This window comes from Herbidospora daliensis (assembly GCF_001570585.1).
Classification (GTDB): Bacteria; Actinomycetota; Actinomycetes; order Streptosporangiales; family Streptosporangiaceae; genus Herbidospora; species Herbidospora daliensis.
In genome coordinates, this window is sequence record NZ_BBXF01000003.1 from 452929 (window position 1) to 478576 (window position 25648).

General features: G+C 71.6%; 21 protein-coding genes. 13 read left to right on the forward strand and 8 right to left on the reverse strand.

Annotation, left to right across the window (positions count from 1 at the left end; genetic code table 11):
* Nucleotides 1-71 precede the first annotated feature (71 nt).
* From AW274_RS17360 to meaB, 5 genes are all read left to right on the forward strand, one after another.
* The gene (locus AW274_RS17360) at nucleotides 72-1190 is read left to right on the forward strand and encodes a 5-methyltetrahydropteroyltriglutamate--homocysteine S-methyltransferase (RefSeq protein WP_062433048.1); all 1119 of its coding nucleotides are present in this window, start codon (nucleotides 72-74) and stop codon (nucleotides 1188-1190) included.
* Nucleotides 1191-1263: 73 nt separating this feature from the next.
* Nucleotides 1264-3168 carry a peptidoglycan-binding protein gene (locus AW274_RS42005; RefSeq protein WP_062433050.1) on the forward strand — a complete coding sequence of 635 codons (1905 nt, stop codon included), beginning with the start codon at nucleotides 1264-1266 and terminating at the stop codon, nucleotides 3166-3168.
* 55 nt (nucleotides 3169-3223) lie between these two features.
* Nucleotides 3224-4873: a methylmalonyl-CoA mutase subunit beta gene (locus AW274_RS17370; RefSeq protein WP_062433053.1), complete on the forward strand. Its 1650-nt coding sequence runs from the start codon at nucleotides 3224-3226 to the stop codon at nucleotides 4871-4873.
* Nucleotides 4870-6987, forward strand: a complete 2118-nt coding sequence (scpA, locus tag AW274_RS17375) for a methylmalonyl-CoA mutase (protein ID WP_062433057.1) — start codon at nucleotides 4870-4872, stop codon at nucleotides 6985-6987. Before AW274_RS17370 ends, scpA begins: the two co-directional genes overlap by 4 nt.
* Nucleotides 6984-7919 carry a methylmalonyl Co-A mutase-associated GTPase MeaB gene (gene meaB, locus AW274_RS17380; protein ID WP_062433060.1) on the forward strand — a complete coding sequence of 312 codons (936 nt, stop codon included), beginning with the start codon at nucleotides 6984-6986 and terminating at the stop codon, nucleotides 7917-7919. Before scpA ends, meaB begins: the two co-directional genes overlap by 4 nt.
* Here the strand turns inward: meaB and AW274_RS17385 are convergent.
* Genes AW274_RS17385 through AW274_RS17400 form a run of 4 tightly spaced genes read right to left on the reverse strand, consistent with a single transcriptional unit; the run spans nucleotide 7902 to nucleotide 12123 of the window.
* The gene (locus tag AW274_RS17385; RefSeq protein ID WP_062433063.1) at nucleotides 7902-8480 is read right to left on the reverse strand and encodes a hypothetical protein; all 579 of its coding nucleotides are present in this window, start codon (nucleotides 8478-8480) and stop codon (nucleotides 7902-7904) included. The two genes, meaB and AW274_RS17385, sit on opposite strands and share 18 nt — an antisense overlap.
* Nucleotides 8467-9975: a substrate-binding and vWA domain-containing protein gene (locus AW274_RS17390; RefSeq protein WP_062433066.1), complete on the reverse strand. Its 1509-nt coding sequence runs from the start codon at nucleotides 9973-9975 to the stop codon at nucleotides 8467-8469. Before AW274_RS17390 ends, AW274_RS17385 begins: the two co-directional genes overlap by 14 nt.
* On the reverse strand, nucleotides 9972-11066 hold the full coding sequence (locus tag AW274_RS17395; protein ID WP_062433069.1) for a toxic anion resistance protein: 1095 nt from the start codon (nucleotides 11064-11066) through the stop codon (nucleotides 9972-9974). Before AW274_RS17395 ends, AW274_RS17390 begins: the two co-directional genes overlap by 4 nt.
* 10 nt (nucleotides 11067-11076) lie before the next feature.
* Nucleotides 11077-12123, reverse strand: a complete 1047-nt coding sequence (locus tag AW274_RS17400; RefSeq protein WP_062433072.1) for a hypothetical protein — start codon at nucleotides 12121-12123, stop codon at nucleotides 11077-11079.
* A gap of 217 nt (nucleotides 12124-12340) precedes the next feature.
* On the opposite strand from AW274_RS17400, the gene AW274_RS17405 reads away from it, so the two are divergent.
* Together AW274_RS17405 and AW274_RS17410 are read left to right on the forward strand one after the other, a co-directional pair.
* A complete protein-coding gene (locus tag AW274_RS17405) occupies nucleotides 12341-14284 on the forward strand; it encodes a CehA/McbA family metallohydrolase (RefSeq protein WP_062434598.1) in 1944 nt (647 codons plus the stop codon).
* Nucleotides 14285-14420: 136 nt separating this feature from the next.
* Nucleotides 14421-15989 (forward strand): ABC-F family ATP-binding cassette domain-containing protein, encoded by a 1569-nt coding sequence (locus AW274_RS17410; protein WP_062433075.1) that lies wholly within the window; start codon nucleotides 14421-14423, stop codon nucleotides 15987-15989.
* 56 nt (nucleotides 15990-16045) lie between these two features.
* Here the strand turns inward: AW274_RS17410 and AW274_RS17415 are convergent, their stop codons facing one another.
* Together AW274_RS17415 and AW274_RS17420 are read right to left on the reverse strand one after the other, a co-directional pair.
* Nucleotides 16046-16327 (reverse strand): TFIIB-type zinc ribbon-containing protein, encoded by a 282-nt coding sequence (locus AW274_RS17415; RefSeq protein WP_419672892.1) that lies wholly within the window; start codon nucleotides 16325-16327, stop codon nucleotides 16046-16048.
* A 27-nt stretch (nucleotides 16328-16354) separates the two neighbouring features.
* The gene (locus tag AW274_RS17420) at nucleotides 16355-17170 is read right to left on the reverse strand and encodes a phosphotransferase family protein (RefSeq protein ID WP_062433078.1); all 816 of its coding nucleotides are present in this window, start codon (nucleotides 17168-17170) and stop codon (nucleotides 16355-16357) included.
* Nucleotides 17171-17186: 16 nt separating this feature from the next.
* Between AW274_RS17420 and AW274_RS17425 the strand changes: the two genes are divergently transcribed.
* Entirely contained in the window at nucleotides 17187-18074 is an 888-nt protein-coding gene (locus AW274_RS17425) for a TIGR03619 family F420-dependent LLM class oxidoreductase (RefSeq protein ID WP_062433080.1), read from the forward strand.
* Here AW274_RS17425 and AW274_RS17430 read toward each other — a convergent pair.
* Complete coding sequence (locus tag AW274_RS17430) at nucleotides 18067-19068, reverse strand: LLM class flavin-dependent oxidoreductase (protein ID WP_232320159.1); 1002 nt, start codon at nucleotides 19066-19068, stop codon at nucleotides 18067-18069. The two genes, AW274_RS17425 and AW274_RS17430, sit on opposite strands and share 8 nt — an antisense overlap.
* A gap of 74 nt (nucleotides 19069-19142) precedes the next feature.
* Here AW274_RS17430 and AW274_RS17435 point away from each other — a divergent pair, with 74 nt between their 5' ends.
* Nucleotides 19143-19922, forward strand: coding sequence for an HAD-IIA family hydrolase (locus tag AW274_RS17435; RefSeq protein ID WP_062433087.1), 780 nt, complete (start codon nucleotides 19143-19145; stop codon nucleotides 19920-19922).
* A 16-nt stretch (nucleotides 19923-19938) separates the two neighbouring features.
* Complete coding sequence (locus AW274_RS17440; protein WP_062433089.1) at nucleotides 19939-20556, forward strand: hypothetical protein; 618 nt, start codon at nucleotides 19939-19941, stop codon at nucleotides 20554-20556.
* Here the strand turns inward: AW274_RS17440 and arfB are convergent.
* A complete protein-coding gene (arfB, locus tag AW274_RS17445; RefSeq protein WP_062433093.1) occupies nucleotides 20550-20945 on the reverse strand; it encodes an alternative ribosome rescue aminoacyl-tRNA hydrolase ArfB in 396 nt (131 codons plus the stop codon). The genes AW274_RS17440 and arfB overlap by 7 nt on opposite strands.
* 50 nt (nucleotides 20946-20995) lie before the next feature.
* Between arfB and AW274_RS17450 the strand changes: the two genes are divergently transcribed.
* The 3 genes from AW274_RS17450 to AW274_RS17460 are packed head-to-tail and all read left to right on the forward strand — an operon-like array spanning nucleotide 20996 to nucleotide 25637.
* Nucleotides 20996-21814, forward strand: coding sequence for an alpha/beta fold hydrolase (locus AW274_RS17450; protein WP_062433095.1), 819 nt, complete (start codon nucleotides 20996-20998; stop codon nucleotides 21812-21814).
* A gap of 21 nt (nucleotides 21815-21835) precedes the next feature.
* Nucleotides 21836-23617 carry an HSP90 family protein gene (locus tag AW274_RS17455; RefSeq protein ID WP_062433097.1) on the forward strand — a complete coding sequence of 594 codons (1782 nt, stop codon included), beginning with the start codon at nucleotides 21836-21838 and terminating at the stop codon, nucleotides 23615-23617.
* Nucleotides 23610-25637: a tetratricopeptide repeat protein gene (locus AW274_RS17460; RefSeq protein ID WP_062433100.1), complete on the forward strand. Its 2028-nt coding sequence runs from the start codon at nucleotides 23610-23612 to the stop codon at nucleotides 25635-25637. Before AW274_RS17455 ends, AW274_RS17460 begins: the two co-directional genes overlap by 8 nt.
* Nucleotides 25638-25648: the final 11 nt, after the last annotated feature.

Here is a 25648-nt window from a genome sequence, read left to right on the forward strand (position 1 = left end):
GAAACTGGCGACATGCGCTAGCGTCTTGACGACTTCCGTCATGTTCCAGACATCAATGGAGATGATTCGCAATGCGCACAGAACCCCCCTTCCGTGCGGATCACGTCGGCAGCCTCCTGCGCCCGGCCACCCTGCTCCAGGCTCGTGACGACCACGCCAAGGGCATCCTCGACGCCGCCGGTCTGCGCGCCGTCGAAGACGCCGCCATCCGCGACGTCGTCGCCCTCCAGGCCGAAGCCGGCCTCCAGACGGCGACCGACGGCGAGTTCCGCCGCGCGTCCTGGCACATGGACTTCATCTACCGCCTCGGCGGCATCAGCGTGGCCGCCGACGAGCAGATCGTCGTCAAGTTCCGCAACGAGAACGAGAAGATCGAGTTCACCCCCAAGGGGATGAAGGTCGACGGCAGGATCACCCTCAACGAGACGATCTTCGCCGACGACTTCGCCTACCTGCAGAGCGTGGCCGGCGAGGGCCAGACCCCCAAGCTGACCATCCCGTCGCCGAACATGGTCCACTACCGCGGCGGCCAGGCCGCCATCGACCCCGGCGTCTACCCGGACATCGAGGAGTTCTGGGCCGACCTCGCGGCGGCGTACCAGGACGAAGTGGCCCGCATCGGCGCGCAGGGCTGCACCTACCTGCAGTTCGACGACACCTCGCTCGCCTACCTGAACGACCCCGCGCAGCGCGCCGAGATCGCCGCCCGCGGCGACGACGCCGACCACCTCCACCTGCGCTACATCCAGCAGATCAACACCGCCATCGCGACCAAGCCCGAGGGCATGCGGATCACCACCCACATGTGCCGCGGCAACTTCCGCTCCTCGTGGGCGGCCGAGGGCTCCTACGACTTCGTCGCCGAGGCCCTGTTCGGCGAGCTCGGCGTCGACGGCTTCTTCCTGGAGTTCGACGACGAGCGCTCCGGCGGCTTCGAACCGCTGCGTTACGTGCCCAAGGGCAAGTACGTCGTCCTCGGCCTCATCACCACCAAGTCGGGCGTGCTGGAGTCGAAGGACGACCTCAAGCGGCGCATCGAGGCGGCCTCCAAGTACATCGACGTCGACCAGCTCTGCCTGTCCCCGCAGTGCGGGTTCTCTTCCACCGTTGAGGGCAACTCCCTCACCCAGGAGGAGCAGCTCGCCAAGCTGCGCCTCATCGCCGAGACCGCACAGGAGGTCTGGGGCTAGAGGGACCGATGACCGTTGGGCATATCGGCCGTCGATATGGGCAAAGCGCCACTCGCGCCATCCGGCGGCCAATATGCTCGGCGTCCTGTCCAACCTGTTCGGGAGTTTCCTCGTGGCGATCTCGCTGGTGACCCGCTCGCAATGGGGGGCCCGCGCTCCCAAGGGGTCCTACTCCCCGCTGACGTCCACGAAGGGTGTCAAGGTCCACTACACGGGCGGCCGCGTGCCTCCGGAGATCGTCAACGATCACAATCTGTGCATCGCCCAGGTGAAGTCGATCCAGAACTTCCACATGGACGGGAACGGCTGGATCGACATCGGCTACTGCGTCGACGAGCAGACCGAGATCCTCACCCGCGACGGCTGGAAGTCCTACCGGGAGATCCAGCCCGGCGACGTGACATTGACGCTGAACCACGAGACCGGCCTGTCCGAGTGGCAGCCCCTTCTCGACGTGTACGTCTTCCCCGCCCAGCCCCGCACCATGATTCGTATGGAAGGCGACCGGCACTCCTCGCTCACCACTCCCCAGCACCGCTGGCCGGTCGAGCGCTACCGGCGCCGGACCGGCACGGCCAGGGTCAAGGACGACCGCGGCCGATGGGCCGCGACCGGACGGAGCCCCCGAGAGGTCACCTCCCGGGAGCGCCTGTGGGCGACCACGGAGACGCTCACCTACTGGGACCGCATCCCGATCGCCGCTCCCTGCGCCGACCTGCCGACCGAGGCCAAGTGGTCGGACGCCTTCGTGGAACTGGTCGCCTGGTTCTGGACCGAGGGCACCGTCAAGCGTGCCAGGGACAAGACGCCCAGCACCTCGGTGGCGATCTATCAGGCTGTGAAGAACGCGGCGAACGTCAGCCGCCTGCGGATGGCCCTGACCGAGGTCTTCGGCCCCGACTCGGGTGCGTTCCCCCGGCTCGGCCGAAGCACCGACGGCGTGCCGCGCTGGCGCGAGGCGCTCAACGACGACCTCGTGGAGTTCCATCTCTCCGCCGACGCCGGTCCGCATCTCCTCGACGTCGCGCCAGATCGGGTGCCCACCCACGAGTTCCTGCTGTCGTTGACCAAGGCCCAGCTCGGACTGTTCATCGAGACGTCCCTGCTCGCCGACAACAGCGGCGAGGACAAGCTCGCGCAGAAGAACCGGGCCGCCTCCGAGGCCTTCATGTTCGCGGTGCTGCTGTCCGGCCGTAGCGCTTCCCTGCGCCGCAGGCCGCCCACCGCCTCCTGCAAGACCGACATGTGGCAGGTCGCCATCCGCCGGCAGGGGTTCTTCGGCCCACGCGCGGCCATGCAGAGCAAGGGCGAGTTCCAGATCTCGGAGGAGATCTACGACGGCGAAATCTGGTGTCCGCGTACCGAGAACCAGTCCTGGCTCGCCCGCCGGAACGGCTCCGTCTACTTCACCGGCAACTCGATGATCGCCTGTCCCCACCGGAAGGTGTTCGTCGGGCGGGGGCCCGACCGGCTGCCCGCGGCCAACGGCTCCGGGCTCAACTCCGACCACTACGCCGTGCTCGGCCTGGTCGGCAACGCCGGGTTCGTGAAGCCCAACAACGATCTGCTGCACGCCATCCTCGACGCGATCGACTACCTCCGTCAGGAGGGCGGCGCCGGGACCGAGATCAAGGGGCACCGCGACGGCTTCTCCACCGACTGCCCGGGTGCGGCGCTCTACGCGTGGGTGCAGAGTGGTGCGCCCCGGCCGGGGGGCGGCACGCCCGGCACCCCGCCCGGCGGGCAGATCCCGGCGTGGCCGGGGCGGTTGTTCACCTTCCCGCCGGTCACCGTCGGTGACGACGTCAAGCGGTGGCAGCAGCAGATGAAGAAGATCGGGTTCGAGCTCGACGCCGACGGCGCCTACGGGCAGCGCTCGCGCGACGTGTGCAAGACGTTCCAGCGGCGGGTCGACCTGCCCGACGACGGGATCGTGGGCAAGCAGACCTGGGATGCCTCGTTCCGCTACACATTGTGAATTAGGGGTCGGCCAGGGGGGCTCCTCTTTAGAGGTTCCACCTATCATCCGGAGCATGAAAGTCGATCTGGCGGCCGGGTTCGATCCCGGATCGCGGGAGGAATGGCGGGCGCTCGCGCTCGGAGTGCTGCGCAAGTCGGGTTACGAGGGCGACGACCCCGAGGGGCGGCTCGCGACCCGTCTCCACGACGGCGTGACGATCGCGCCGCTCTACGACGGGCTGCCCGACGCGCCGCGCCTGGTGGGCCGGGCCGGGGCGTGGGACGTCCGGCAGCGGCACGCCCACCCCGGCGCGCGGGAGACCCGGGAGGCGATCCTCGCCGATCTGGAGAACGGGGTCTCCTCGCTCTGGCTCGACCTGACCGCGCTCGACCCCGCCGATCTGCCCGCGGCGCTCGACGGGGTGCTGCTCGACCTGGCGCCGGTCGTGCTCGACGCCGGGAGCCGGGCGGCGCGGGCGGCCCACGTCTTCCTTCAGCTCGCCGAGCACGCCGACCTGCCGGGCGGGAACCTGGGCTTCGCGCCCGGCGATCCCGATCTCGCCGAGTTCGCCGGCCGGGCGCGCGGCGGGCTGCGGCTGGTCGTCGTCGACGCGCTGGCCTATCACGACCGGGGCGCCGCCGACGCGCAGGAGCTCGCCGCCTCGATGATGCAGGGCGTCGCCGCGCTGCGGCGGCTGACCGAGGCCGGGCTGCCGGTCGAGCGGGCCTTCGAGCTGATCGAGTTCCGGTACGCCGCCACCGCCGACCAGTTCCTCACGATCGCCAAGCTCCGGGCGGCCCGCCGGTTGTGGGCCCGGGTGGCCGAGGTGGCCGGCGGCCCTGCCGCGCAGCTCCAGCACGCGGTGACCTCGGGTGCGATGATGACGGCGCGTGACCCGTGGGTGAACATGCTGCGCACCACGCTGGCCTGTTTCGCGGCCGGGGCCGGGGGCGCCGACGCGGTGACGGTGCAGCCGTTCGACGCCGCGCTCGGGCTGCCCGACGCGTTCGCCCGCCGGATCGCCCGCAACACCCAGTCGCTGCTGGTCGAGGAGGCCGGGGTGGCCCGGGTCGCCGACCCGGCCGGGGGCTCCTGGTACGTGGAGCACCTCACCGACGACCTCGCGAACGCCGCCTGGGACCTGTTCCGGCAGACCGAGCGGCACGGCGGGCAGGTGATCGAGGAGGCGATGCGGCGGGCCGGGGCGTCCAGGGAGAAGGACGTCGCCCGCCGCAAGCAGCCCATCACCGGGGTGAGCGAGTTCCCGAACCTGGCCGAGAAGGTCCCCGCGCGGACCCCCGGCCCGGGGCTGCCCGGTGCGCCGCACCGTTACGCCGAGCCGTTCGAGCGGCTCCGCGACCTCGCCGACCGGCAGGAGACCCGGCCGGAGGTGTTCCTTGCCACGCTCGGCCCGGTCGCAGTGCACACCGCCCGCGCGAGCTTCGCCGCCAACCTGTTCGCCGCCGGCGGCATCGCGACCGTGACGGGTGAGGTGGCCGACTTCGACCCGGCCCGGACCGCCGTCGCCTGCGTCTGCTCCTCCGACCGCCTCTACGCCGAGCAGGCCGCCCAGGCCGCCGCCGCGCTCAAGGAGGCCGGGGCCGCGAAGGTGTGGCTGGCCGGCAGGGGGGAGTATGAGGGTGTCGACGCCACCCTCTTCGCGGGGTGTGACGCCCTGGACGTCCTGGAGACGACGTTCGACGACCTGGGAGTGGAGCGATGATCCCCGACTTCAGCGAGACCCCGCTTGGGACCGGCCACCCCGAGCCCGCCAAGGTCGACGGCGAGGTGTGGGAGACCCCCGAGGGCATCGCGGTCAAGCCCGTCTACGACGCCGCCGACCTGCCCGGCTACCTGCCGACCTATCCGGGCAGGGCGCCGTTCCTGCGCGGGCCCTACCCGACCATGTACGTCAACCAGCCGTGGACCATCCGCCAGTACGCCGGCTTCTCCACCGCCGAGGAGTCCAACGCGTTCTACCGCCGCAACCTGGCGGCCGGGCAGAAGGGCCTGTCGGTCGCGTTCGACCTGGCGACCCACCGGGGCTACGACTCCGACCACCCCCGGGTCGAGGGCGACGTCGGCATGGCCGGGGTGGCGATCGACTCGATCTACGACATGCGCACGCTGTTCGACGGCATCCCGCTCGACCGCATGTCGGTGTCGATGACGATGAACGGCGCGGTGCTGCCGGTGCTCGCGCTCTACATCGTGGCGGCCGAGGAGCAGGGGGTGAAGCCGGAACAGCTCCAGGGGACCATCCAGAACGACATCCTCAAGGAGTTCATGGTCCGCAACACCTACATCTACCCGCCCGAGCCGTCGATGCGGATCATCTCCGACATCTTCGAGTTCACCTCGCAGAAGATGCCGAAGTTCAACTCGATCTCGATCTCCGGCTACCACATCCAGGAGGCGGGGGCCACGCTCGACCTGGAGCTGGCCTACACCCTGGCCGACGGGGTCGAATACCTGCGGGCGGGCACCAAGGCGGGCCTCGACGTCGACGCGTTCGCGCCGCGCCTGTCGTTCTTCTGGTGCATCGGCATGAACTTCTTCATGGAGGTCGCCAAGCTGCGCGCGGCCCGCCTGCTGTGGGCGCGGCTGGTGCGCGACTTCGGCGCGACGAACCCGAAGTCGTTGTCGCTGCGCACCCACTCGCAGACCTCCGGCTGGTCGCTGACCGCGCAGGACGTCTACAACAACGTCGCCCGCACCTGCGTCGAGGCGATGGCGGCCACCCAGGGCCACACGCAGTCGCTGCACACCAACGCGCTCGACGAGGCGCTCGCGCTGCCGAGCGACTTCTCGGCCCGCATCGCCCGCAACACCCAGCTGGTGCTCCAGCAGGAGTCGGGCACGACGCGGGTCATCGACCCGTGGGGCGGCTCCTACTACGTCGAGCGGCTCACCGAGGAGCTGGCCGAGAAGGCGTGGGCGCACATCCAGGAGGTCGAGGAGGCCGGCGGCATGGCCCGCGCCATCGACCTCGGCCTGCCCAAGCTCCGCATCGAGGAGGCCGCGGCCCGCACCCAGGCCCGCATCGACTCGGGCCGCCAGCCGGTGATCGGCGTGAACAAGTACCGCCCGGAGGCCGACGAGCCCATCGAGGTGCTGAAGGTCGACAACAGCGCCGTACGCCGGCAGCAGCTCGCCAAGCTCGACCGGCTGCGCGCCGAACGCGACCCGGCCCAGGTCGAGCGGGCCCTCGCGGCGCTGACCGAGGCGGCCGCCGGGGGCGGCAACCTGCTGGCCCTCGCGGTCGACGCCGCCCGCGCGAAGGCGACCGTCGGGGAGATCTCCGACGCGCTGGAGAAGGTGTTCGGCCGCCACGAAGCCCGCATCCGGACCATCTCCGGGGTCTACCGCCAGGAGGCCGGCGCCGACATGAGCAGGATCGAGGAGGTCCGCCGGGCCTGCGCCGAGTTCGCCGAGGAGGAGGGCCGCCGGCCCCGCATCCTGGTGGCGAAGATGGGCCAGGACGGCCACGACCGGGGCCAGAAGGTGATCGCGACCGGCTTCGCCGACCTCGGCTTCGACGTCGACGTCGGCCCGCTGTTCCAGACGCCCGAGGAGGTCGCCCGCCAGGCGGTCGAGGCCGACGTCCACGTCGTCGGGGTGTCGTCGCTGGCGGCGGGGCACCTGACGCTCGTCCCGGCGCTGAAGAAGGCGCTGGAGGACCACGGCGCGGGCGACATCATGATCGTGGTCGGCGGGGTGATCCCGCCCGGCGACTTCGACGCGCTGCGCGCGGCGGGCGCCGACGCGATCTTCCCGCCCGGCACGGTCATCGCCGACGCCGCCCTCGACCTCGTCGCCGGCCTGCGGAACCGATGATCGCCGAAGGGGTCGTGAAGGGCGACCGCCGGTCGATCGCGCGGGCCATCACCCTGGTCGAGTCGACCCGCGCCGACCACCGTGAGCAGGCGCAGGACCTGCTCACGCGGCTCGCCCCGGCGGCGGGCAAGGCCCGCCGGGTGGGGGTCAGCGGGGTGCCGGGCGTCGGCAAGTCGACGTTCATCGAGGCGCTCGGCACGATGCTCACCGGGGAGGGGCACAAGGTGGCGGTGCTCGCCGTCGACCCGTCCTCCAGCAGGTCGGGCGGCAGCATCCTGGGCGACAAGACCCGGATGAGCCGCCTGGCGGTCGACCCGAACGCGTTCATCCGCCCGTCGCCGACCGCCGGGACCCTCGGCGGGGTGGCGAAGGCGACCCGCGAGGCGATGGTCGTGGTCGAGGCGGCCGGTTACGACGTCGTGCTCGTCGAGACGGTCGGGGTCGGGCAGTCGGAGACGGCGGTGGCCGAGATGGTCGACACCTTCCTCGTGCTCTCCCTGGCGCGGACCGGCGACCAGCTCCAGGGCATCAAGAAGGGCGTCCTGGAACTGGCCGACGTGATCGCGGTCAACAAGGCCGACGGCGAGTTCGAACTGGCGGCCAAGAAGGCGGCCCGCGAACTGTCCGGCGCGCTCCGCCTCCTCAACGCCCACACCCCCGTGCTGACCTGCAGCGGCATGACCGGGGCGGGGCTGCCGGAGTTGTGGGCGCACATCCTTAAACACCAGGAGACCACCGACCTGCCGGCCAAACGCCGCCGCCAGGCGGTCGACTGGACCTGGGCGATGGTCCGGGAACGCGTCCTCGGCGACCTGCGCGAACGAACCCGGGACATCGCCGCCGACATCGAGCGGCAGGTGCTCGACGGCGACCTGACCCCCGCCCAGGCGGCGGAGTTGCTGTACAGAGCGGAGTCACAGGTCCAGGGATGATCCGCCGAACCTGTCCTGGAGGAAGCGGCCCTGGTCCTTCAGGGCCTGTTCGTCGCCCGCGTGGACCGCGTCCGCCACGCGGTCCAGGCCCGTTTTCAGCAGGTCGAGCTGGTTGAGCAGTTCCGCGTGGGCGGCTTCCCGCCGCACCAGGGGCAGGCGGCCGTAGGCGTCGAGGCTGGTCGGGAGGTAGTCGCGGATCGTCTGGGCGACCACGTGCAGGTGGTCGGGGGACTCGACCCGGCCGAGCACGCCGCGCAGCGTCTCGGCCAGCTCCACCACGCGGTCGATCACGTCGGGCGGCAGTCCGCGCAGCCGCCCGACCAGGGTGTCGAGGTCGGCCCGCAACGCCGCGGTCTCCGCCCTGGCGAGGGACAGCACGACCCTGGTCTTGTCCGAGGGGGCCAGGAGCGCGCCCAGGCCGTACAGGCCGACGACCACGACGGGCCAGAACGCCCCGGCGACGCCGAGGAACACCAGGCCCACGCCGACCAGCCCGCAGGCCGAGCCGACGATGTTCTTCGTCGAGCCGAGGTAGGTCAGGATCCGGTCACTGGTAGCCACGGATCTCCTTGAACGCCTCGGCCAGCGAGCCGTTCCGCGCGTCGAAGACGGCGCCGCCGGTCAGGGTCGCGACCTGCTCCATCTCCTCGACGTCGCTGTCGCCGAACAGCACCACGAAGGTGCGCACCGCCTTCTTCTCGGCGGGCAGCCCCTGGTAGTAGAGCTGGAAGTCGAGGTACTCCGACCCGTCGGTGTTCTCGCCGTCGGTCATCAGCACGATCGAGGAGTAGCGCACGGGGTCGACCGGCTGCTCGTAGGCGGCCCGCAGCGCGTCGTAGATGGCGGTGCCGCCGTCGGCCGACAGCCCTTCGGCGTAGCCCTTGATCTGGCCGAGCACCGCCTCGGGGTCAGACTCGGGCACCTGGTAGTCCTGCTGCCCCTTCAGCCGGTCGGCGAACGGCAGCAGCGTGACCTTCTCGCGGTTGCGGAACCGGGAGAACGTGCCGTAGGCGGAGGTGTCGGCGCCGGTCAGCGTCACGAGCGCAGTGCGCAGGCCGTCGATGCGGTCGCCCTCCATCGACCCGGAGGTGTCCAGCACGAACACCGCCCGCGCGGGTACCCGCACCTGGTTCAGGTAGGCGCCGATGAGCTCGTCGGCCGCCGAGCGCCGGTTCGGGAACGGCAGCTCCACCAGCGGCGCCGACCCGAACTCGGGCGCGAGCGCCACCCCGGGCACGATCGGCCGCCGATGGGTGGCCGTCATGATCTCGCGCTGGGTCTCGGGTGTACGCAACCACGCGACCAGCTCGTCGTACTGCTCTTTCCGATCGGAGCCGGCGAGCAGGGTGAGCGGGTAGTCGGCCGACACCACGCCGTCGGTGGGATAGACGAGAGTCAGCTTCCCGGGCATGCCGAGCAGCACCGACTCGTAGTTGACCAGCCCGTCGACGTCGGGCCGGGCCGTGTAGGCGTCGGCCAGCCAGCCCGACGAGCCCGAGGTGAGCTCCTGCGCCGAGAAGAACTCCTTCAGCCGGGGCGTCACCGCCGCGATGGCCCGCGCGTCGAGCGCCTCGCCGGCGTCCGAGAGCGCCGCCGCGACCCCGACCAGGGCGGAGAACCCGGAGTTCGAGGAGGCCGGGTTGGTCATGCCGAACGTGAACCGGTGCGCGGCGGCGGCGGTCGCGATGTCCGACCAGGTCACCGGCTTGACGTTCCAGCCGAGGTCGGCGGCCTTGCCGGGCCTGAGGCCCAGCACCACCGGCGAGATCATGATCTTCGTCTGGGTCGACAACCGTTCCCGCGCCCCGTCGATCAGCGACAGGTAGCGGTTGGAGGAGAACCAGATCGCGTCGTAGTCGCCGGCGTCGCCGCGGGCCACCTGCTCGGCGCCGTCGAGGGTGCCGGTGTAGGTGAACTCGACGTCGATACCCGACTCCTTCAGCAGCGGTTCGAGGTCGGCGACCTCGCTGCCCGCCAGGACGCGGAACGGCTCGCCGGCCGAGCACGCGGTCAGCGACGCCGCGACCAGCAGCAGCGCCAGGAGGGCCCGCCTCATCGCTCGCTCCGCTCCAGGTACTTCCGCGCGTTCTCGATCTCCACGGTCAGGCTGCCCACCGTGGTGGCCATGTTCTCCACGGCCCGCGCGCGGAACTCGTCGATGGTGTCGATGGTGGCGTAGACGTTGTCGAACGCCTTGCGCAGCGAATCGAGGTCGACCGTGGTCGCGGCGGCCTGCGCCTGGATGTCGGCGGCCTGGCCGCGCAGCAGCTCGCTCGTCGACACGATCAGGTCGGAGGTGGTCGTGTTGAGCGCGGTGATCTGGTCGAGCACCAGCTTCTGCCCGGCGAGCGCCTGGGCCACCACGACGGCGGTGCGCAGCGCGGCCATCGTCGTGGTGGTGGCGCGGTCGACGCCCTTGATGAGCTCCAGGTTGTTCTTGCGCACCAGGTCGAGGGCCAGGTAGCCCTGCGCCGACACGGCGAGCTGGGTGAGCAGGTCCTGGTGGCGCTGCCTGACCGCGAACAGGGCGTCGCTGCGCAGCGCGGTGACGCGCTCCTCGTCGGGCTCGCGCAGGATCAGCTCCTCGATCTCGGCGTCGAGGGCGGCGGCCATGACGGCGTACTCCTGGAGTTTGAGCATCGCCTCCCACAGCAGGCGGCGCTCGCCCTCGATGGCGGCGTTGTCCTTCCGCAGGTCGTCCTGGCCCGACTTGAGCGAGCGCACGATGTCGTCGAGGTGCTTCTGCGCGCTTTGGTACTTGGCGAAGTAGTCGCGCAGCTTCCCCGGCAACAGGCCCATCAGGCGGCGGCCGGTGGTGGCGTTCTTCGGGTCGAGGTCGACGATGGTGCGGCGCAACGACACCAGGTCGCCCGCGACCGGTCCCTCGGCGGCCTTGAGCGGCCGGCGGAGCATGCGGTTGGAGACCTGCGACGACGCGCCGATCTCGGTCGCGCCCATCGCGGTGATGTCGGCGACCTTCTTGGTGAAGTCGGGGGAGCGGGGGTCGAGCGCGGCCAGTTCGCCGGCGAACGCGCGGGCCCGGCCGGTCAGTTCGGCGTCGCGGTCGCCGGAGATCGGCATCATCCGCGACGCCTTCTCCGCGGGCACCGGGGGGACCGGCTCCGGTGGCGTGAGTACCAGGTCCATCAGGCTTTCCTCAGAGGTAACGCTCTTCGATCAGGGCGACGAGCTGTTCCAGGTGGTCGTAGGCGGGCGGCTCGACCACGTCGACCAGGTCGCGGGTGAGCGGGGTGCCCTGGGCGAGCCCGGCGAAGACGCCGGGGTCGGCGGTGCGGAAGCCGTGCTCGGCGGCGAGTCTCGCGAACTCGGGGTCGCCCGTCAGCAGCCGGCCGACCTCGTTCGCGTGCTCGTCGAAGGGCACCAGGGTGTGCTTGCTGAGCACGGTCGGCGAGGGGTAGAGCAGGCGCATCTGCGGGCCGATCGAGCCGTCGCCGGCGAACAGGCGGGCGGCGTACTGGGCCTCGTACACCATGATCATCGGGGTTTTGCCCATGCCCATGGCCAGGTAGTCCTCGAACGGCGCCTCGGAGGTCGACTCGGAGTAGCCCTGGTCGAGGAACAGCGGCGCGACCCGCTCGGCGACCCGCGCGTCGGCCCCCCGGACCACGTCGTCGCCGTTGGCGACGTAACTCGTCAGCGCCAGGTACATGGCCGCCGAGTTCGAGGTGCGGATGTCGGTCGTGGTGAGCAGCACCCGTTTTCTGGCTTTGTACGCCGAACCGGGCATCGCATCCCACCGAGTGCCTTTATCTACTAATTCCAGATATTTCTTGATGTCGAAGGTGGTGCCGCTCACGACCCCCGCCTGTGTCAGCGTGGCCACGATCGGCTCGAAGGTCGCCACCGCCATGGGCGAGAAGAACGGCGCGAAGGTCGTGGCGACCCCGCGGTCCTTCTTGATCTTCTCGGCGGCGGGCGCGCTCGACGGGAAGGCGAACGCGTAGGTGCTCAGGTCCACGCTCGTGGCGATCTCGCGGGACCCGGCGGTGTCGACCTCCACCTGGAGGCCGTGCTTCGCGAAGGCGGCCTTGACCTGGGGGTCGTCGAAGAACGGCTTCTTCTCCGACCCGATGACGCCGCGGACGACGGTGACCCCTGACCCGAGGTTCCCCAGGACGAGGGCCGCGACGACCCCTCCCCCCAGGAGGACGGCCAGTGCCACGCCGAGTAATCTTCTCCTCATCTCACCCTGAATTATGTGAGATGCTGCGAAAACCGACGTGACTCGCAAAAAGAATTCAGAGCTCGTTCATCCCGATTTCACGGGTGACGGTTTTCACTCCCGGTTCGGGTTTTCTCCTCCCGCGTTCGACCTCACTTCACCCCGACGCACGATTGCACCCCACCGGGTGTGATCCGGTGTGACGATGCTGTCGCTTTCGGATATCGGGGAGGCGATCATGCATCACGACCCGCTGTTGCCACCGGTGGTGGCACGGGCCCTCGACGACTACCGCGCGCTGCTCGCCGAGCACGGCATCACCTGGGGCGAACCCCCGCTCGGCTACGTGCGCATGCTGAGCTTCCTCCGGTTTCCGGACGAGGCCTACCAGATGTCCGGCGACACCGACCTCGACCGGGCCTTCCGCGACGCCGTCAGCGGCCGGGAGGCGCCCGACGGGCTGACCGTGCTGCGGCTCACCGCGAGCGGCTACATCCTGGAGGCCCGGTCGTGCGCGGTGCTCTCCGCGACCCCCGTGCCGGGCGTGCTGCTGGTCGACTCGGCCCGCGCCACCGCCGCCACCGTCACCCTCGACGGGACCGAGCACGTCATCGGCGCGGGCGGCGCCCGCCTGGCCGAGTTCTCCAGCGACAGCGACCTGCGCTGCGACGGCGAGAAGGTCGACCTGTCGGTGCTCACCCGGGCGGCCGTGCCCGCGCGGCTGCGCCTCAGGGCCGGGTTCCCGTGCCGCTGGAGCGTGACATCGACCGACGGCCAGGGCTGGTGGCCCGACGGCGTGCCGAACCGGCGCGACTACCACGGCGTGCCCTACTTCCACGGCGACGACCTGACCGTGCCGGTGCCGGCCGAGCCGCTGGTCGTCCGGGTGACCCGCGGCATGGAGTACGAGCTCGCGGAGACCCAGGTCGTGCCCTCGCCCTGGCGCGAGACCACGGTCGAGCTGACCCCGGCCCGCGTCTACGACGCCGCCGCGAACGGGTGGTACGGCGCCGACCTGCACGTCCACCTCAACTGGGCGGGCGACGTGGTGGCCGCCCCCGCCGAGGCCGCCGCCATGCAGCACGGCGAGGACCTGCACGTGCTCAACCTGGTGGCGGGCAACGTGGCCGGCCGCCGCGTCTACGACCAGGAGGCGCTGCACCACTGGGCCGGCCGCGACCTGCCCTGGTCGGACGCCGGGCACGTCGCCCGCATGGGCGTCGAATACCGCAACGACCTGCTCGGCCACGTGCACGCCTTCGGCCTGGCCGCGCCGCCGTCGATCTACCACACCGGCTTCCTCGACGACGCCGACTGGCCCCCCAACGGCGCCGCCTGCGGTGAACTGCGCGAACTCCAGGCGGTGCTCGGTTACGCCCACCCGTTCCACGGCCCGGTCACCACGCCCGCCGACGTCATCGGCGCGGGCCTGCGCGACTGCAACGCCCGCGCCCTGGTCGTCGACGCCGCGCTCGGCCTGGTCGACGGCGTCGAGCTGCTGCACTTCTCGGAGTTCTCCGGCACCGTCGAGGTCTACCGCCGCCTGCTCGGCGCGGGCAACCGCCTGGCCGCGCTGGCGGGCACCGACTCGATGTTGTCCTACACCCGGCAGGACACCGTCTCCAGCCCGCCCGGCTGGGAACGCGTGTACGCGCGCCTCGGCGGCCCCCTCTCCGCCGAGGCGTACGCCCACGCCGTGAGACAGGGCCGCACGTTCGCCACCACCGGGCCGTGGCTGGAGCTGACCGCCGGGGGAGCCGAGATCGGCGACACCTGGTGCCTGGCGGCCGGCGACGAGATCGAGATCGTGGCCCGCAGCGTCGGCCCCGAGGTCGAACGCCTGGAGATCGTCACCGCCGACGGCGTCGTCGCGGCCGGTCCGGGCGGCGAACTGCGCACCACGCTGACCGTCAACGAACCGACCTACGTCGTGGCCACCGCCGCCGGCGGCCCCCACCGCCGCAGCCTGCACCGCCGGGTGTACGCCCACACCAGCCCCATCTACGTCGACGTCGCCGGCCGTCCGGTCGCCCGGGTGGAGGACGTGCGGTGGTGCCTCGACTGGCTGGCGCTGCTCGACCAGACCGTCAGGTCGCACGCCCGCCTCGACTCCCCGAGCCAGCTCGCCGACCACCGCGACCTGATCGAGAAGGCCGCCCAGATCTACCGCTCGCGCCTCTGACGTAAATGGTTTGCAGGCTGGTGACCAGCTCGCCTAGCGTGGACGACGTCACATCGCCTGCCCAGGGGAGATCCGTTGGAGCTCTAGAGATCATGTCCGCTTCTCTCTGACACATGACCTCTGGAGTTGGTGCGCCATGTTGCGCTGCGACGATCTCTTCTTTTATTGGGCCGACGGCACCCCCGTCTTCGAAGGCCTCGACCTCGTGATCGGCCCCGGCGTCACCGGGCTGATCGGGGTGAACGGTTCCGGCAAGTCCACCCTGCTGAAACTCGCCGCCGGCGAGCTGGTGCCCATCAGAGGCTCGATCCAGGTGTCGGGCTCGGTCGGCCACCTGCCGCAGAACCTCCCGCTCGGCGTGCGACGTACCGTCTCCGACCTCATGGGCATCACCGAGGCCAGGCGCGCCCTGCACGCCATCGAGGCCGGGGACGCCTCCGAGGAGCACTTCGAGAACGTCGTCTGGGACGTCGAGGAACGCGCCCGCGCCGAACTCGACAAGCTCGGCCTCGACGACGTCGGCCTCGACCGGACCGTCGCCACGCTCTCGGGCGGCGAGACGGTCATGGTCGGCGTCGCCGCCGAGTTCCTGCGCGCCCCCGACGTGCTGCTGCTCGACGAACCGACCAACAACCTCGACCTGGCCGCCCGCCACCGGCTCTACGACGCGATCACCGCGTGGCCGGGCACGATCGTCGTGGTCAGCCACGACCGGGTCCTGCTCGACCTTGTCGACCGGCTCGCCGAACTGCCCGAGGGGCGCATCTTCGGCGGCGGGCTGACGGCGTACGAGGAAGTGCTGGAAGTGGAGCAGGAGGCGGCCGAGCGGATGGTGCGCGCGGCCGAGGGCGAGGTGCGGCGCGAGAAGCGGGAACTCGTCGAGGCCCACGAGAAGATGGCCAAGCGGGTGCGGTACGGCAAGAAGATGGAAGCCCAGAAACGCGAGCCGAAGATCATCATGAGCGCCCGGAAACGGTCGCAGCAGGAGAGCATCGGCAAGCACCGCATCATGCACGAACAGCGGCTCTCCGACGCCCGCGACCGGCTCACCGAGGCCGAGGACGCGGTCCGCGACGAGGCCGAGATCCGCGTCGACCTGCCGGGCACGGCCGTGCCGCAGACCCGGATGGTGCTCTCGTTCCCGCTCGGCGGCACGTTCGTCACCGACCGCGACGTGTCGGGACCGCTGGAGGTGGTGCCCGAACGCCGCGGCCGGGAACCGTCGGAGCTGGTCGTGCGGGGCCCCGAACGCATCGCGCTGCTCGGCCCGAACGGCTCGGGCAAGACGACGCTGCTGGAGGCCGTCATGCGGTGGCCGGAACTGGTGCCGACGCGCTACCTGCCGCAGCGGCTCGACGTGCTCGACGAGACGGTCAGCGTCGCGGCCAACGTGCGCGCGGTCGCGCCCGGCGCGTCGGAGAACGAGATCCGCGCGGGCCTGGCGCGGTTCCTGTTCCGGGGCGACCGGGCCGAGCAGCTCGCCGGCACGCTGTCGGGCGGCGAACGCTTCCGGGCCGCGCTGGCCCGGCTGCTGTTCGCCCAGCCGCAGCTGCTGCTGCTCGACGAGCCGACCAACAACCTCGACCTGGCGAGCGTGCGCCAGCTCGCGGGCGCGTTGTCGGGCTACCGGGGCGCGCTGATCGTGGCCAGCCACGACCTGCCGTTCCTCGACTCGATCGGCATCACCCGGCGCCTGGACCTGTGAGAACGCGACGAGCCGCCGCCCTGCGACAGGGCGGCGGCTCGTCGGATGTCCGGGGGTCAGCTGGAGAAGAGCATGCCCACCCAGCTGTTGCGGCGGTGGCCGTAGTGGCCGCCGTGGTGACCACCGTGACCCCAGGCGGGACCGTGGGCGGGCGGCGGCGGGGGCGGCGGGGCCGAGTAGTGCTGCTGGGCCCACTGGCTCTCCATGCGGCTCAGGGTCTCGAGCTCGCCGTAGTCGAGGAAGATGCCGCGGCAGTTGTCGCACTGCTCGATGTGGACGCCGTTGCGGTCAAGAGTCCGCATGTTGCCTCTGCACTTAGGGCACTGCATGAGGTTCATCTCCTTATGTGACGTGCATCGTTCACTCTAGGACAGCGGCGGGGCGGCGAGGATCCTCTCGCAGGAGGACATCAGAGCCGCCGCCGCGTCGTCAAGCGGGACGCCGTCTTCGCGGGCATTGGCCACCGCGACGGCCGCCAACTGGACGGTCAACGCGCGGGCCGGTCCGTCGAGTTCCCGCCACATGTCGTCGCCGGAAATCGCGGTGCCGCCGGCCCGCAGGTAGGAACGTGTCAGGCGATCCCAGGCCGCCGGGTCCATGAGCCCGTTGGCCACCCACGCCGCCGGCCGGGCCAGATCCCACGCCGGGTCGCCCCAGCCGAGGTCGTCGGGGTCGATGAGCGTCCAGGCGCCGTCGTGGCGCAGCAGCTGGCCGAGGTGCCAGTCGCCGTGCGTCAGCGCCCGCCGCCGCTGGTTGAGGTTCAGGGTGGTGTACGCCCTGCGGGGCAGGTCGTGCGGTTCGAGCCGTGCCACCGCGCGCGTCACCCGTTCGGGGCCGCCCATCATCGGCACGCCGTCGGGGACGGGCTGGCGGTGCAGCTCGGCCAGCAGTTCGCCGGCCTCCTCCCACGGGGCGTCGTCGAGGTCGTCGGGCGTGAGCGGGACGCCGGCGGGCCACACGGTGACGATGCGGCCGCCGACCCGGTCGACCGACAACACCGGGAGCATCAGCCCGGCGGGCAGCTCGACGGCCAGGCGGGCCTTCAGCGCGGCCTCGTCGGTGTCGGCCTCGTGGGCCTTCACCACGACGTCGCCGACCCGGACCACCAGCACGCGGGTGTCCTTCAGCACGGCGGGTTCGCCGCCGCCCGCGTGGCGGACGAGTTCGTCGAGGAGGGACACCCGGACAATCTAAGACATGAGAATCGGCTTCGGTGTGCCCGTGTCGGGCACGTGGGCGACCCCCCAGATCATGGCCCGGGTGGCGACGCGGGCGGAGGAGCTCGGCTACCACGAGATCTGGACGTTCCAGCGGCTGCTGCACCCCGCCGGCACCGACATCGGCGCCGTCTACCGCAGCGTGCAGGACCCGATCGTGTCGCTCGCGTACGTCGCGGCGCTGACCTCGCGGATCAGGCTCGGCGTGGCCGTGCTCAACCTGCCCTTCTTCTCGCCCGCGCTGCTGGGCAAGCAGCTGGCCACGCTCCAGTCGGTGAGCGCCGGGCGGCTCGACGCCGGGCTCGGGCTCGGCTGGATGGAGGAGGAGTTCATCGCCTCGAAGGTGCCGCTGGAGCGCCGCGGCAAACGCGCCGACGAGTACCTCGAACTGCTGCGCCGGTTCTGGACCGACGAGGTGATCGAGCACCACGGCGAGTTCTACGACGTCGTGCCCTCACGCCAGGAGCCCAAGCCCGAGACGCCGCCGCCGATCCTGCTCGGCGGCGGGGCGCCGGCCGCGCTGCGCCGGGCCGGGCGGCTGGCCGACGGGTGGATCAGCTCCAGCCGCATGATCGCCGACGACCTCCCGTCGATGATCGACCAGGTGAAGGAGGCCGCCGCCGAGGCGGGCCGCGAGGTGACCCGCTTCGTCTGCCGCGGCGTCACCCGTCCCGGCCGCGACGCGAGCCAGCCCTTGTCCGGCCCGTACGAGAAGATCCGGGAGGACGTCGAGGCGCTCGAGGCCAAGGGCGTCACCGAGGTCTTCCACGACCTCAACTTCAACCCCGCCTTCGGCGCCCCCGACGCCGACCCGGCCGCCTCCCTGGCCCTGGCCGAGGAGGCGATGGAGAACCTGGCCCCTAGATGAGGCCGTACGCCCGGGCGATCAGCTCGTAGGAGCGGATGCGCGTCTCGGTGCCGTGCGTCATCGTGGTGATCATGAGCTCGTCGGCGTCGGTGCGCTTGCGCAGCTCGTCGAGCTGGACGCGCACCTGCTCGGGGGTGCCCAGGGCGACGTTCGCGAGGCGGTCGCGCACGAACTCGGCCTCGATGGCGCTGAACTCGTACTCGTTGGCCTCCTCGGGGGTCGGGAACGCCCCCGGGTTGCCCGACCGCAGCCGCAGGAACGACAACGCGCCCGGCAGCGCCTGCCGGTACGCCTCCTCCTCGGTCTCGGCCGCCAGCGCGGAGACGCCGATCATCGCGTAGGGCTCGGCCAGCACCTCCGAGGGGCGGAAGGAGGTGCGGTAGAGCTCCAGCGCCGGTTCGGTGTTGGCCGCGCTGAAGTGGTGCGCGAACGCGAACGGCAGGCCGAGCAGCCCGGCGAGCCGGGCCGAGAAGCCGCTCGACCCGAGCAGCCAGATCGGCGGGCGCTGCGGCCCGCGCGGGATCGCCTGGATGCGCGGGAAGGTGCCGTCGAGGAAGGCGGTCAGCTCGTTCACGTGCTGCGGGAACTGGTCGGGGTCGACCTCGGCCCGGCGGCGCAGGGCGTGCGCGGTGGCCATGTCGGTGCCGGGCGCGCGGCCCAGCCCCAGGTCGATGCGGCCCGGGTGGAGCGCCTCCAGCGTGCCGAACTGCTCGGCCACCACCAGCGGGGCGTGGTTGGGCAGCATCACGCCGCCCGACCCGATCCTGATGCGCTCGGTGGCCGCCGCCAGATGCGCGATCAGCACGGCGGGCGACGAACTGGCCACCCCCGGCATGCCGTGGTGCTCGGCCACCCAGATGCGGTGGAAGCCCCACGCTTCGGCCTTCCTGGCCAGGTCGGTCGCGCCGCGCAGCGCCTCGGTGGGGGTGATCCCCACGCCTACGGTCGCCAGCTCCAGCACCGACAGGGGGACCTCGGCCGTCCCCCGGGCCACACCGTGGATATTGTCCATAACCTCAGATAACCGGAGTCTTACTCCGGTTATTTCCTTCTGCGATGCTTAGCCCCATGAGTGAGCGCAAGCCGATCGAATGCTGGCTGTCCGACATGGACGGCGTCCTGGTCCACGAAGGTCAACCCGTGCCGGGAGCCGACGAGTTCATCAAGCGGCTGGAGGCGTCGGGGAAACGGTTCCTCGTGCTCACCAACAACTCGATCTACACCCCGCGCGACCTGTCGGTGCGGCTCCGGTCGGCGGGCCTGGAGGTGCCGCCCGAGGCGATCTGGACCTCCGCGATGGCCACCGCCGACTTCCTGTCGGCCCAGCGCCCCGAGGGCAGCGCCTACGTGATCGGCGAGTCGGGCCTGACCACCGCCCTCCACGAGGCCGGATACGTGCTGACCGACCTGAACCCCGACTACGTCGTGCTGGGCGAGACCCGCACCTACAGCTTCTCTCACATAACCCGCGCGATCCGGCTGATCGAGAACGGCGCCCGCTTCATCGCCACCAACCCCGACGCCGTCGGCCCCTCCCACGAGGGCAACCTCCCGGCTTGCGGCGCGGTCGCCGCGATGATCACCAAGGCGACCGGCGTCGACCCGTACTTCGTCGGCAAGCCCAACCCGATGATGATGCGCAGCGCCCTCAACCGCATCGACGCCCACAGCGAGTCGACCGCGATGATCGGCGACCGCATGGACACCGACGTCGTCTGCGGCATGGAGGCCGGCCTGCACACCATCCTGGTGCTGACCGGCGTCTCCAAGGCCGACCAGATCGACCGCTGGCCCTACCGCCCCTCGCAGGTCGTGAACTCCGTGGCGGACCTCATCGACCTGGTCTGACTGTCAGAGTAGGGGGATGCACACGATCTACCTGGAGCTCGGCAAGAAGCGGGTGTTCGCCAACTCGGTCGACTGGCCGGGCTGGAGCCGGTCGGCCAAGACCGAGGACGACGCGATCGAGGCGCTGCTGTCCTACGAGGAGCGCTACCGCGTGGTGGCCGACCGGGCCGGGCTGGTGTTCGAGCCGGGGGAGATCCGCGTCGCCGAGAAGATCACCGGCGATTCGACCACCGACTTCGGGGCGCCCTCCGTGCCGGCCGTGCTCGACGCCGAGCCCTGGGGCGTGGCCGAGGCGGCCAAGAACGCGGCGCTGATGACGGCCGCCTGGGAGGTCTTCGACGCCGTCGTCGGGATCACCCCCGAGGAACTGCGCAAGGGGCCCCGGGGCGGCGGGCGCGACCGCGACAAGATGGTGGCCCACGTCGTGAACGCCGAACGGGCCTACGCCGCCAAGCTCGACGTGCGGATCAGGCCGGGCGAGGTGGCCGGGATGCGGCCGAGGCTGCTGGAGGTGGTGTCGCGGCCGCTCGACGGCGACGACTACCGGTGGCCGGTGCGCTACGCCTCGCGGCGCATCATCTGGCACGTGCTCGACCACGTGTGGGAGATGGAGGACCGGACCGAGCGTCAGTAGACGTCGCGGCGCAGCCTCTTCACGTCGGACCGGCGTTTCTTGTTCTCCAGGCGGCGCTCCACCTGGCCTTTCGAGGGCTTGGTCGGGCGCCGCTTCTTCGCGGGCGGCGCGATCGCGTCGCGCAGCGCCGCCTCCAGGCGGACGCGGGCCGCCTCGCGGTTGCGCAGCTGCGAGCGGAACTCCTGGGCGGCGATCGTCAGCACGCCGTCGACCAGCCGGTGGGCCAGCCTTTCCAGGGCCCGTTCCCGCTGGACGTCGGTCAGCGCGGTGGTGGTGCGAACGTCGAAGCTGAGCTCGACCCGGCTGTCGGTCGTGTTCACACCCTGGCCGCCGGGCCCGGAGGAACGCGAGAACCGCCAGCTGAGCTCGGCCTCCGGAATCTCGGTCATGGCTCCAGGTTAGCCGTGCGATCAACGCATTTTTCCGGCACTGTTGGCCCGTGACGATCGTCGGAGTGCACGGCATCGGGAAGTACAAGTACTTCGAGCAGGGCGGCGGTTCCCCGGTCAAGGCGGCAGAGCTGATGCTCGCCAAATGGAACCGCTATCTCCACGACGGCGGGCTGACCGGCGGCTCGGTCGCCGAGGTCGCCTACTACGCCCACCATCTGCGCAAGGGCGTGCCGCAGCCGCCGAAGAAGATGGCGCCGCCCGAGAAGATGGTCTTCACCGACTGGATGCGCCAGGTCGAAGACCATCGCATCGCCGCGGCGGCGGGCGAGACGCTGACCGCGCTGGCCCACCGGCTGGCGGGCTGGCTGCTCGACCGGCTCGGCGCGGGCGCGCTCAAGTTCGCCGAGGACTTCTGCCCCGAGGTGGCCACTTATCTGGCTGGCGGCGCCCCGCGCACCCTGTCGCGCGACGCGGTGGCCGAGGTGATCCGGCGGCGCAAGCCCCGGGTGGTGATCGCCCACTCGCTGGGGAGCGTGGTGACCTACGAGGCGTTCTGGGCGCATCCCGACCTGAGAGCCGACCTGCTGGTCACGCTCGGGTCGCCGCTGGGTATGCGGAACGTGGTGTTCGAGCGGCTCGCGCCGCTGCCGGTCGCCGGGATGGGGGCACGCCCGCCGGGGGTCGGGCGGTGGATCAACGTCGCTGACAAGGACGACATCGCCGCCATTCCCGCCGAGTTACGCCCGGTTTTCAAGGGCGTGGAACGTGACTTGCAGTGCAACATCGACTGGCTCGATTTTCATACCGTCCGCAATTACCTGGGTTGTGGTGTCTTGAACTCCCATTTGCGGGACTTTCTCCAGTAAAAAGCTCGATAGGGTCGTCGCGTGCCGTACACCGAAGGGACCCGGGCCTTTCAGGTCGACCTGCGCGGAGTGGTCGATCTGCTCAGCCGGCATCTCTACTCCAGTCCGCGTGTCTACGTCCGTGAGCTGCTGCAGAACGCCTGCGACGCGATCGTCGCGCGGCGGGCGGGCGATCCGATGGCGCCCGGACGCATCCGGGTCGAGGTGGGGCCCGGCACGATCCGGGTCCACGACACCGGGATCGGGCTCACCGAAGACGAGGTGCACACGCTGCTGGCGACGATCGGGCGCTCGTCCAAACGCGACGAGCTCGGGTTCGCGCGGCACGAGTTCCTGGGGCAGTTCGGCATCGGGCTGCTGTCGGGGTTCCTGGTCGCCGACGAGATCCACGTCGAGTCGCGGTCGGCCGCCGGCGGGCCTGCGGTGGTGTGGACCGGGCGGTCCGACGGCAGTTACGACGTCGCGACCGAGGCCGGGCAGCCGGGGGAACCGGGCACCACGGTCACCTTACGGCCGCGCCGCGACGCCGCCGTCTGGACTTCGCGCCGGACCGTAACGGAATTGGCCCAGCTCTTCGGCTCGCTGCTGCCCGTCGAGGTGACCGTCGACGGGGTCGCGGTCTCCGGCGCGGGCGCGCCCTGGCTGGTCCGGCACGCCAGTCCCGCGCTCCGGCGCGAGGCGCTGACGGCGTACGGGAGAGAGCTCTTCGGCTTCTCCGCCTTCGACGTGATCGACCTGTCGGTGCCCGAGGCGGGGCTGACCGGGGTGGCGTTCGTGGTGCCCCACCCGGCCAACCCGGGGGCCCGCGACGCGCACCGCGTCTACCTCAAGGGCATGCTGCTGTCGGAGAAGCTGACCGGGCTGCTGCCCGAATGGGCGTTCTTCGTGCGGTGCGTCGTCGACGCCGCCGAACTGCGCCCGACCGCCTCCCGCGAGGCCCTCTACGACGACGACCTGCTCGAACACGCCCGCGACGCGCTCGGCACGCAGCTGCGCGAGTGGCTGGTGCAGCTGGCCGCGACCGACCCGGCCCGGCTGCGCGGCTTCCTGCGGCTGCACCACCTCGGCGTGAAGGCGCTGGCCCTGCACGACGACGACATGCTGCGCCTGGTCGACCGGTGGATCGAGTACGAGACCGCCGACGGGCCGATGACCCTCGCCCAGTTCCGGGTGCGGCACCCGGCCGGCCGCTACACCACCAGCGTCGACGAGTTCCGCCAGCTCGCCGGGGTCTGCGCGGCCCAGGGCGTGGGGCTGCTCAACGCCGGTTACGTGTACGACGGCGACATCCTCGCCCGCCTCACCCGTGTCGAGCCCGGCCACGGCCTGTCCCGCCTCGAACCGGCCGAGCTCACCACCCGGATGGCCCCCGTCGACCCGGCCGCCGAGCTCGCGGTCCGCGGCTTCCTCGCCACCGCCGCGACCGCGCTGGCCCCGCTGGGCTGCGAGGTGGTGCTGCGTGACTTCGACCCGGCCGCGCTGCCCGCCCTCTACCTGACCAGCCGGGCCGCCCGCCACGAGGCGCAGGCCCGCGAGGCCGGCGAGATGGCGGGGGAGATGTGGGCCGACGTGCTGGGCGCGCTCGACGCCGGCCGGGGCGAGCGGCCGCAACTGGTGCTGAACCACCGCAACCCGCTGGTCCGCCGCGTCACCCGGCTGTCCGACCCGGGCCTGGCCGCCACCGCCGTCGAGGCGCTCTACGGCATGGCGCTGCTGCACGGCCACCACCCCATGCGGGCCGCCGACACCGCCACCCTCAACCGGTCGTTCCTCGGCCTGCTCGACTGGGCCGTCAATGGATGACGTCCACGAGCTGATCGACCAGGCGCGGGCGCTGCCGTACGGCGAGGCGAAGACCGCCCTCCTGGAGACGGCCCTGCGGCACGCCGAGACGTCCGGCGACCACGCCCTGACCTGGGCGGTCCGGATGGAGCTCACCGAGGCCTACCAGTACGGCGCCGAGCACGCCAAGGCGTTCGCGGCCTTCGCCCGCTGCCTGGCCGACCACGACGCCGAGCCGGGGGGCTTCGGCGAGTGGTCCGTCCACCAGCTGCTCTGGCACTTCAAGTGGATCGTCGGCGACCTGCGCCGCTTCCCCGAGGTGCCGCTGGCCCGCACCCACCAGATGCTCGACGACATGGAGCGCCGCTACCGCGAGAACGGCGACGGCCTGCACGCCGTGTGGGCCGCCCGCTGCGCGCACGCCGCCCACCTGGGCGACTACCCGGCCGCCGACGAGCTCTACCACCGCTGGACGACCACCCCCCGCGACATGCTGAGCGACTGCGAGGGCTGCGACCCGACGTCCCGGGCCTTCTACCTGATCCTGCGCGGCCGCGACGAGGAGGCCGTCGAGCTGGCCGAGCCGGTGCTGCGCGGCGAGCTGACCTGCCACGTCCAGCCGCAGAGCATCCTGACCACCCTGCTGCCCGCCTACGTGCGGACCGGCCGGTTCGCCGAGGCCGCGCACGCCCACCGGGTCGCCTACCGGGCGATGCGCGGCGACGCCAACGAGGTCGAGGAGATCGCCTCCCACCTGTGGTTCTGCGCGGTCACCGGCAACCTGGCCCGCGGCCTGGAGATCCTCACCCGCGAACGCCCGCTGCTGGAGCGCGCCCCGAACCCCGGCGCGGCCATGTGGTTCGCGGCGGCCGGGGCGCTGCTGCTGCGGCTGCTCCGCGAGCAGGGCCACGCCCAGCCGGGCGACCCGGCCGAGGAGGCCGCGCTCACCGCGAAGGCCCGGGAGATCGCGGGCCGGTTCGACGCCCGCAACGGCACCTCCGAGCAGAGCCGCCGCGTCGAGGAGTGGCTGGCGGCCGAGCCGCTGGGCGAGCACGTGCCGCTCGACCCCCGGGCCCGGCACTCCCCGCCGCCGCTGCCGCCCGCCCCGCTGCCGCCCGCGCACACCCCGGGAGAGCTGCTCGACCTGGCCGAGGAGGCGTGGCAGCGCGGCCGCCCCGACGAGGCGAAGGCGGCCTGGGCGCGGTACGACACGTTCCCGCCCGACCCCGCCCTGGAGGCGCGCCGGGCCGACGGCCGGGGCCTGGTCGCCATGGTCGACGGCGACACCGAGACGGCGCTGGCCGAATGGCGGCGCGCCGCCGGCCTGCACACCGACGACGACCGCCGCCAGGGCTCCCTCGGCCGCATCGGCCTGCTGCTGTGCCAGCTCGGGCGGGGCGAGGAGGGCCTGCCGCTGGCCGAACGGTCGGCCGAGGTCCTGAACACGCCCAACGCGCTCATCCGGCTCGCGCACGCCTACCTGACCCTCGGCCGCGAGGACGACGCCGAGCGGGTGCTGACCGCCGCCCCGCCCACCGGCGCCGGCCTGCTGATGCTCGCCAACGTGCGCGGCGACGCCGAAACCGCGCGACGCGCCCGCGACGCCCTGCGCGCCGAGGACGACCGCGAGGGCCTGGCCCGCGCCTGCGGCCTCTACGCCCACCTGATGCTCTCGGCCGGCGTCGACGAGGCCGGCGCCCGCGAGGTGCTGGCCGCCTACGACGAGGCCGTCGCCAACGCCCCCGTGGCCGACCGGGCGGGCGTCCACCACGACCGGGGCAGCCTGCACCTCCAGCTCGGGATGCTGCCCGAGGCGCTCGACGACCTGGTCGAGGCGGTCGCCCAGTACGTCGCCGAGGGCGACATGGAGCCGGTCAGGTACGCCCGGTTGTCGCTGGCCGAGGCGTACGCCCGGCTGGGGCGGCCGGCCGAGGCGGAGATCGCCGCCGAGGAGGCGCTCGAGGGGTTCCGGGCCGCAGGTGACGACGAGGTGTGCGCGCGCATCGAGGAATTCATCGCCGACCTGCAAGAAGACGACTGACGGCCGCCCGG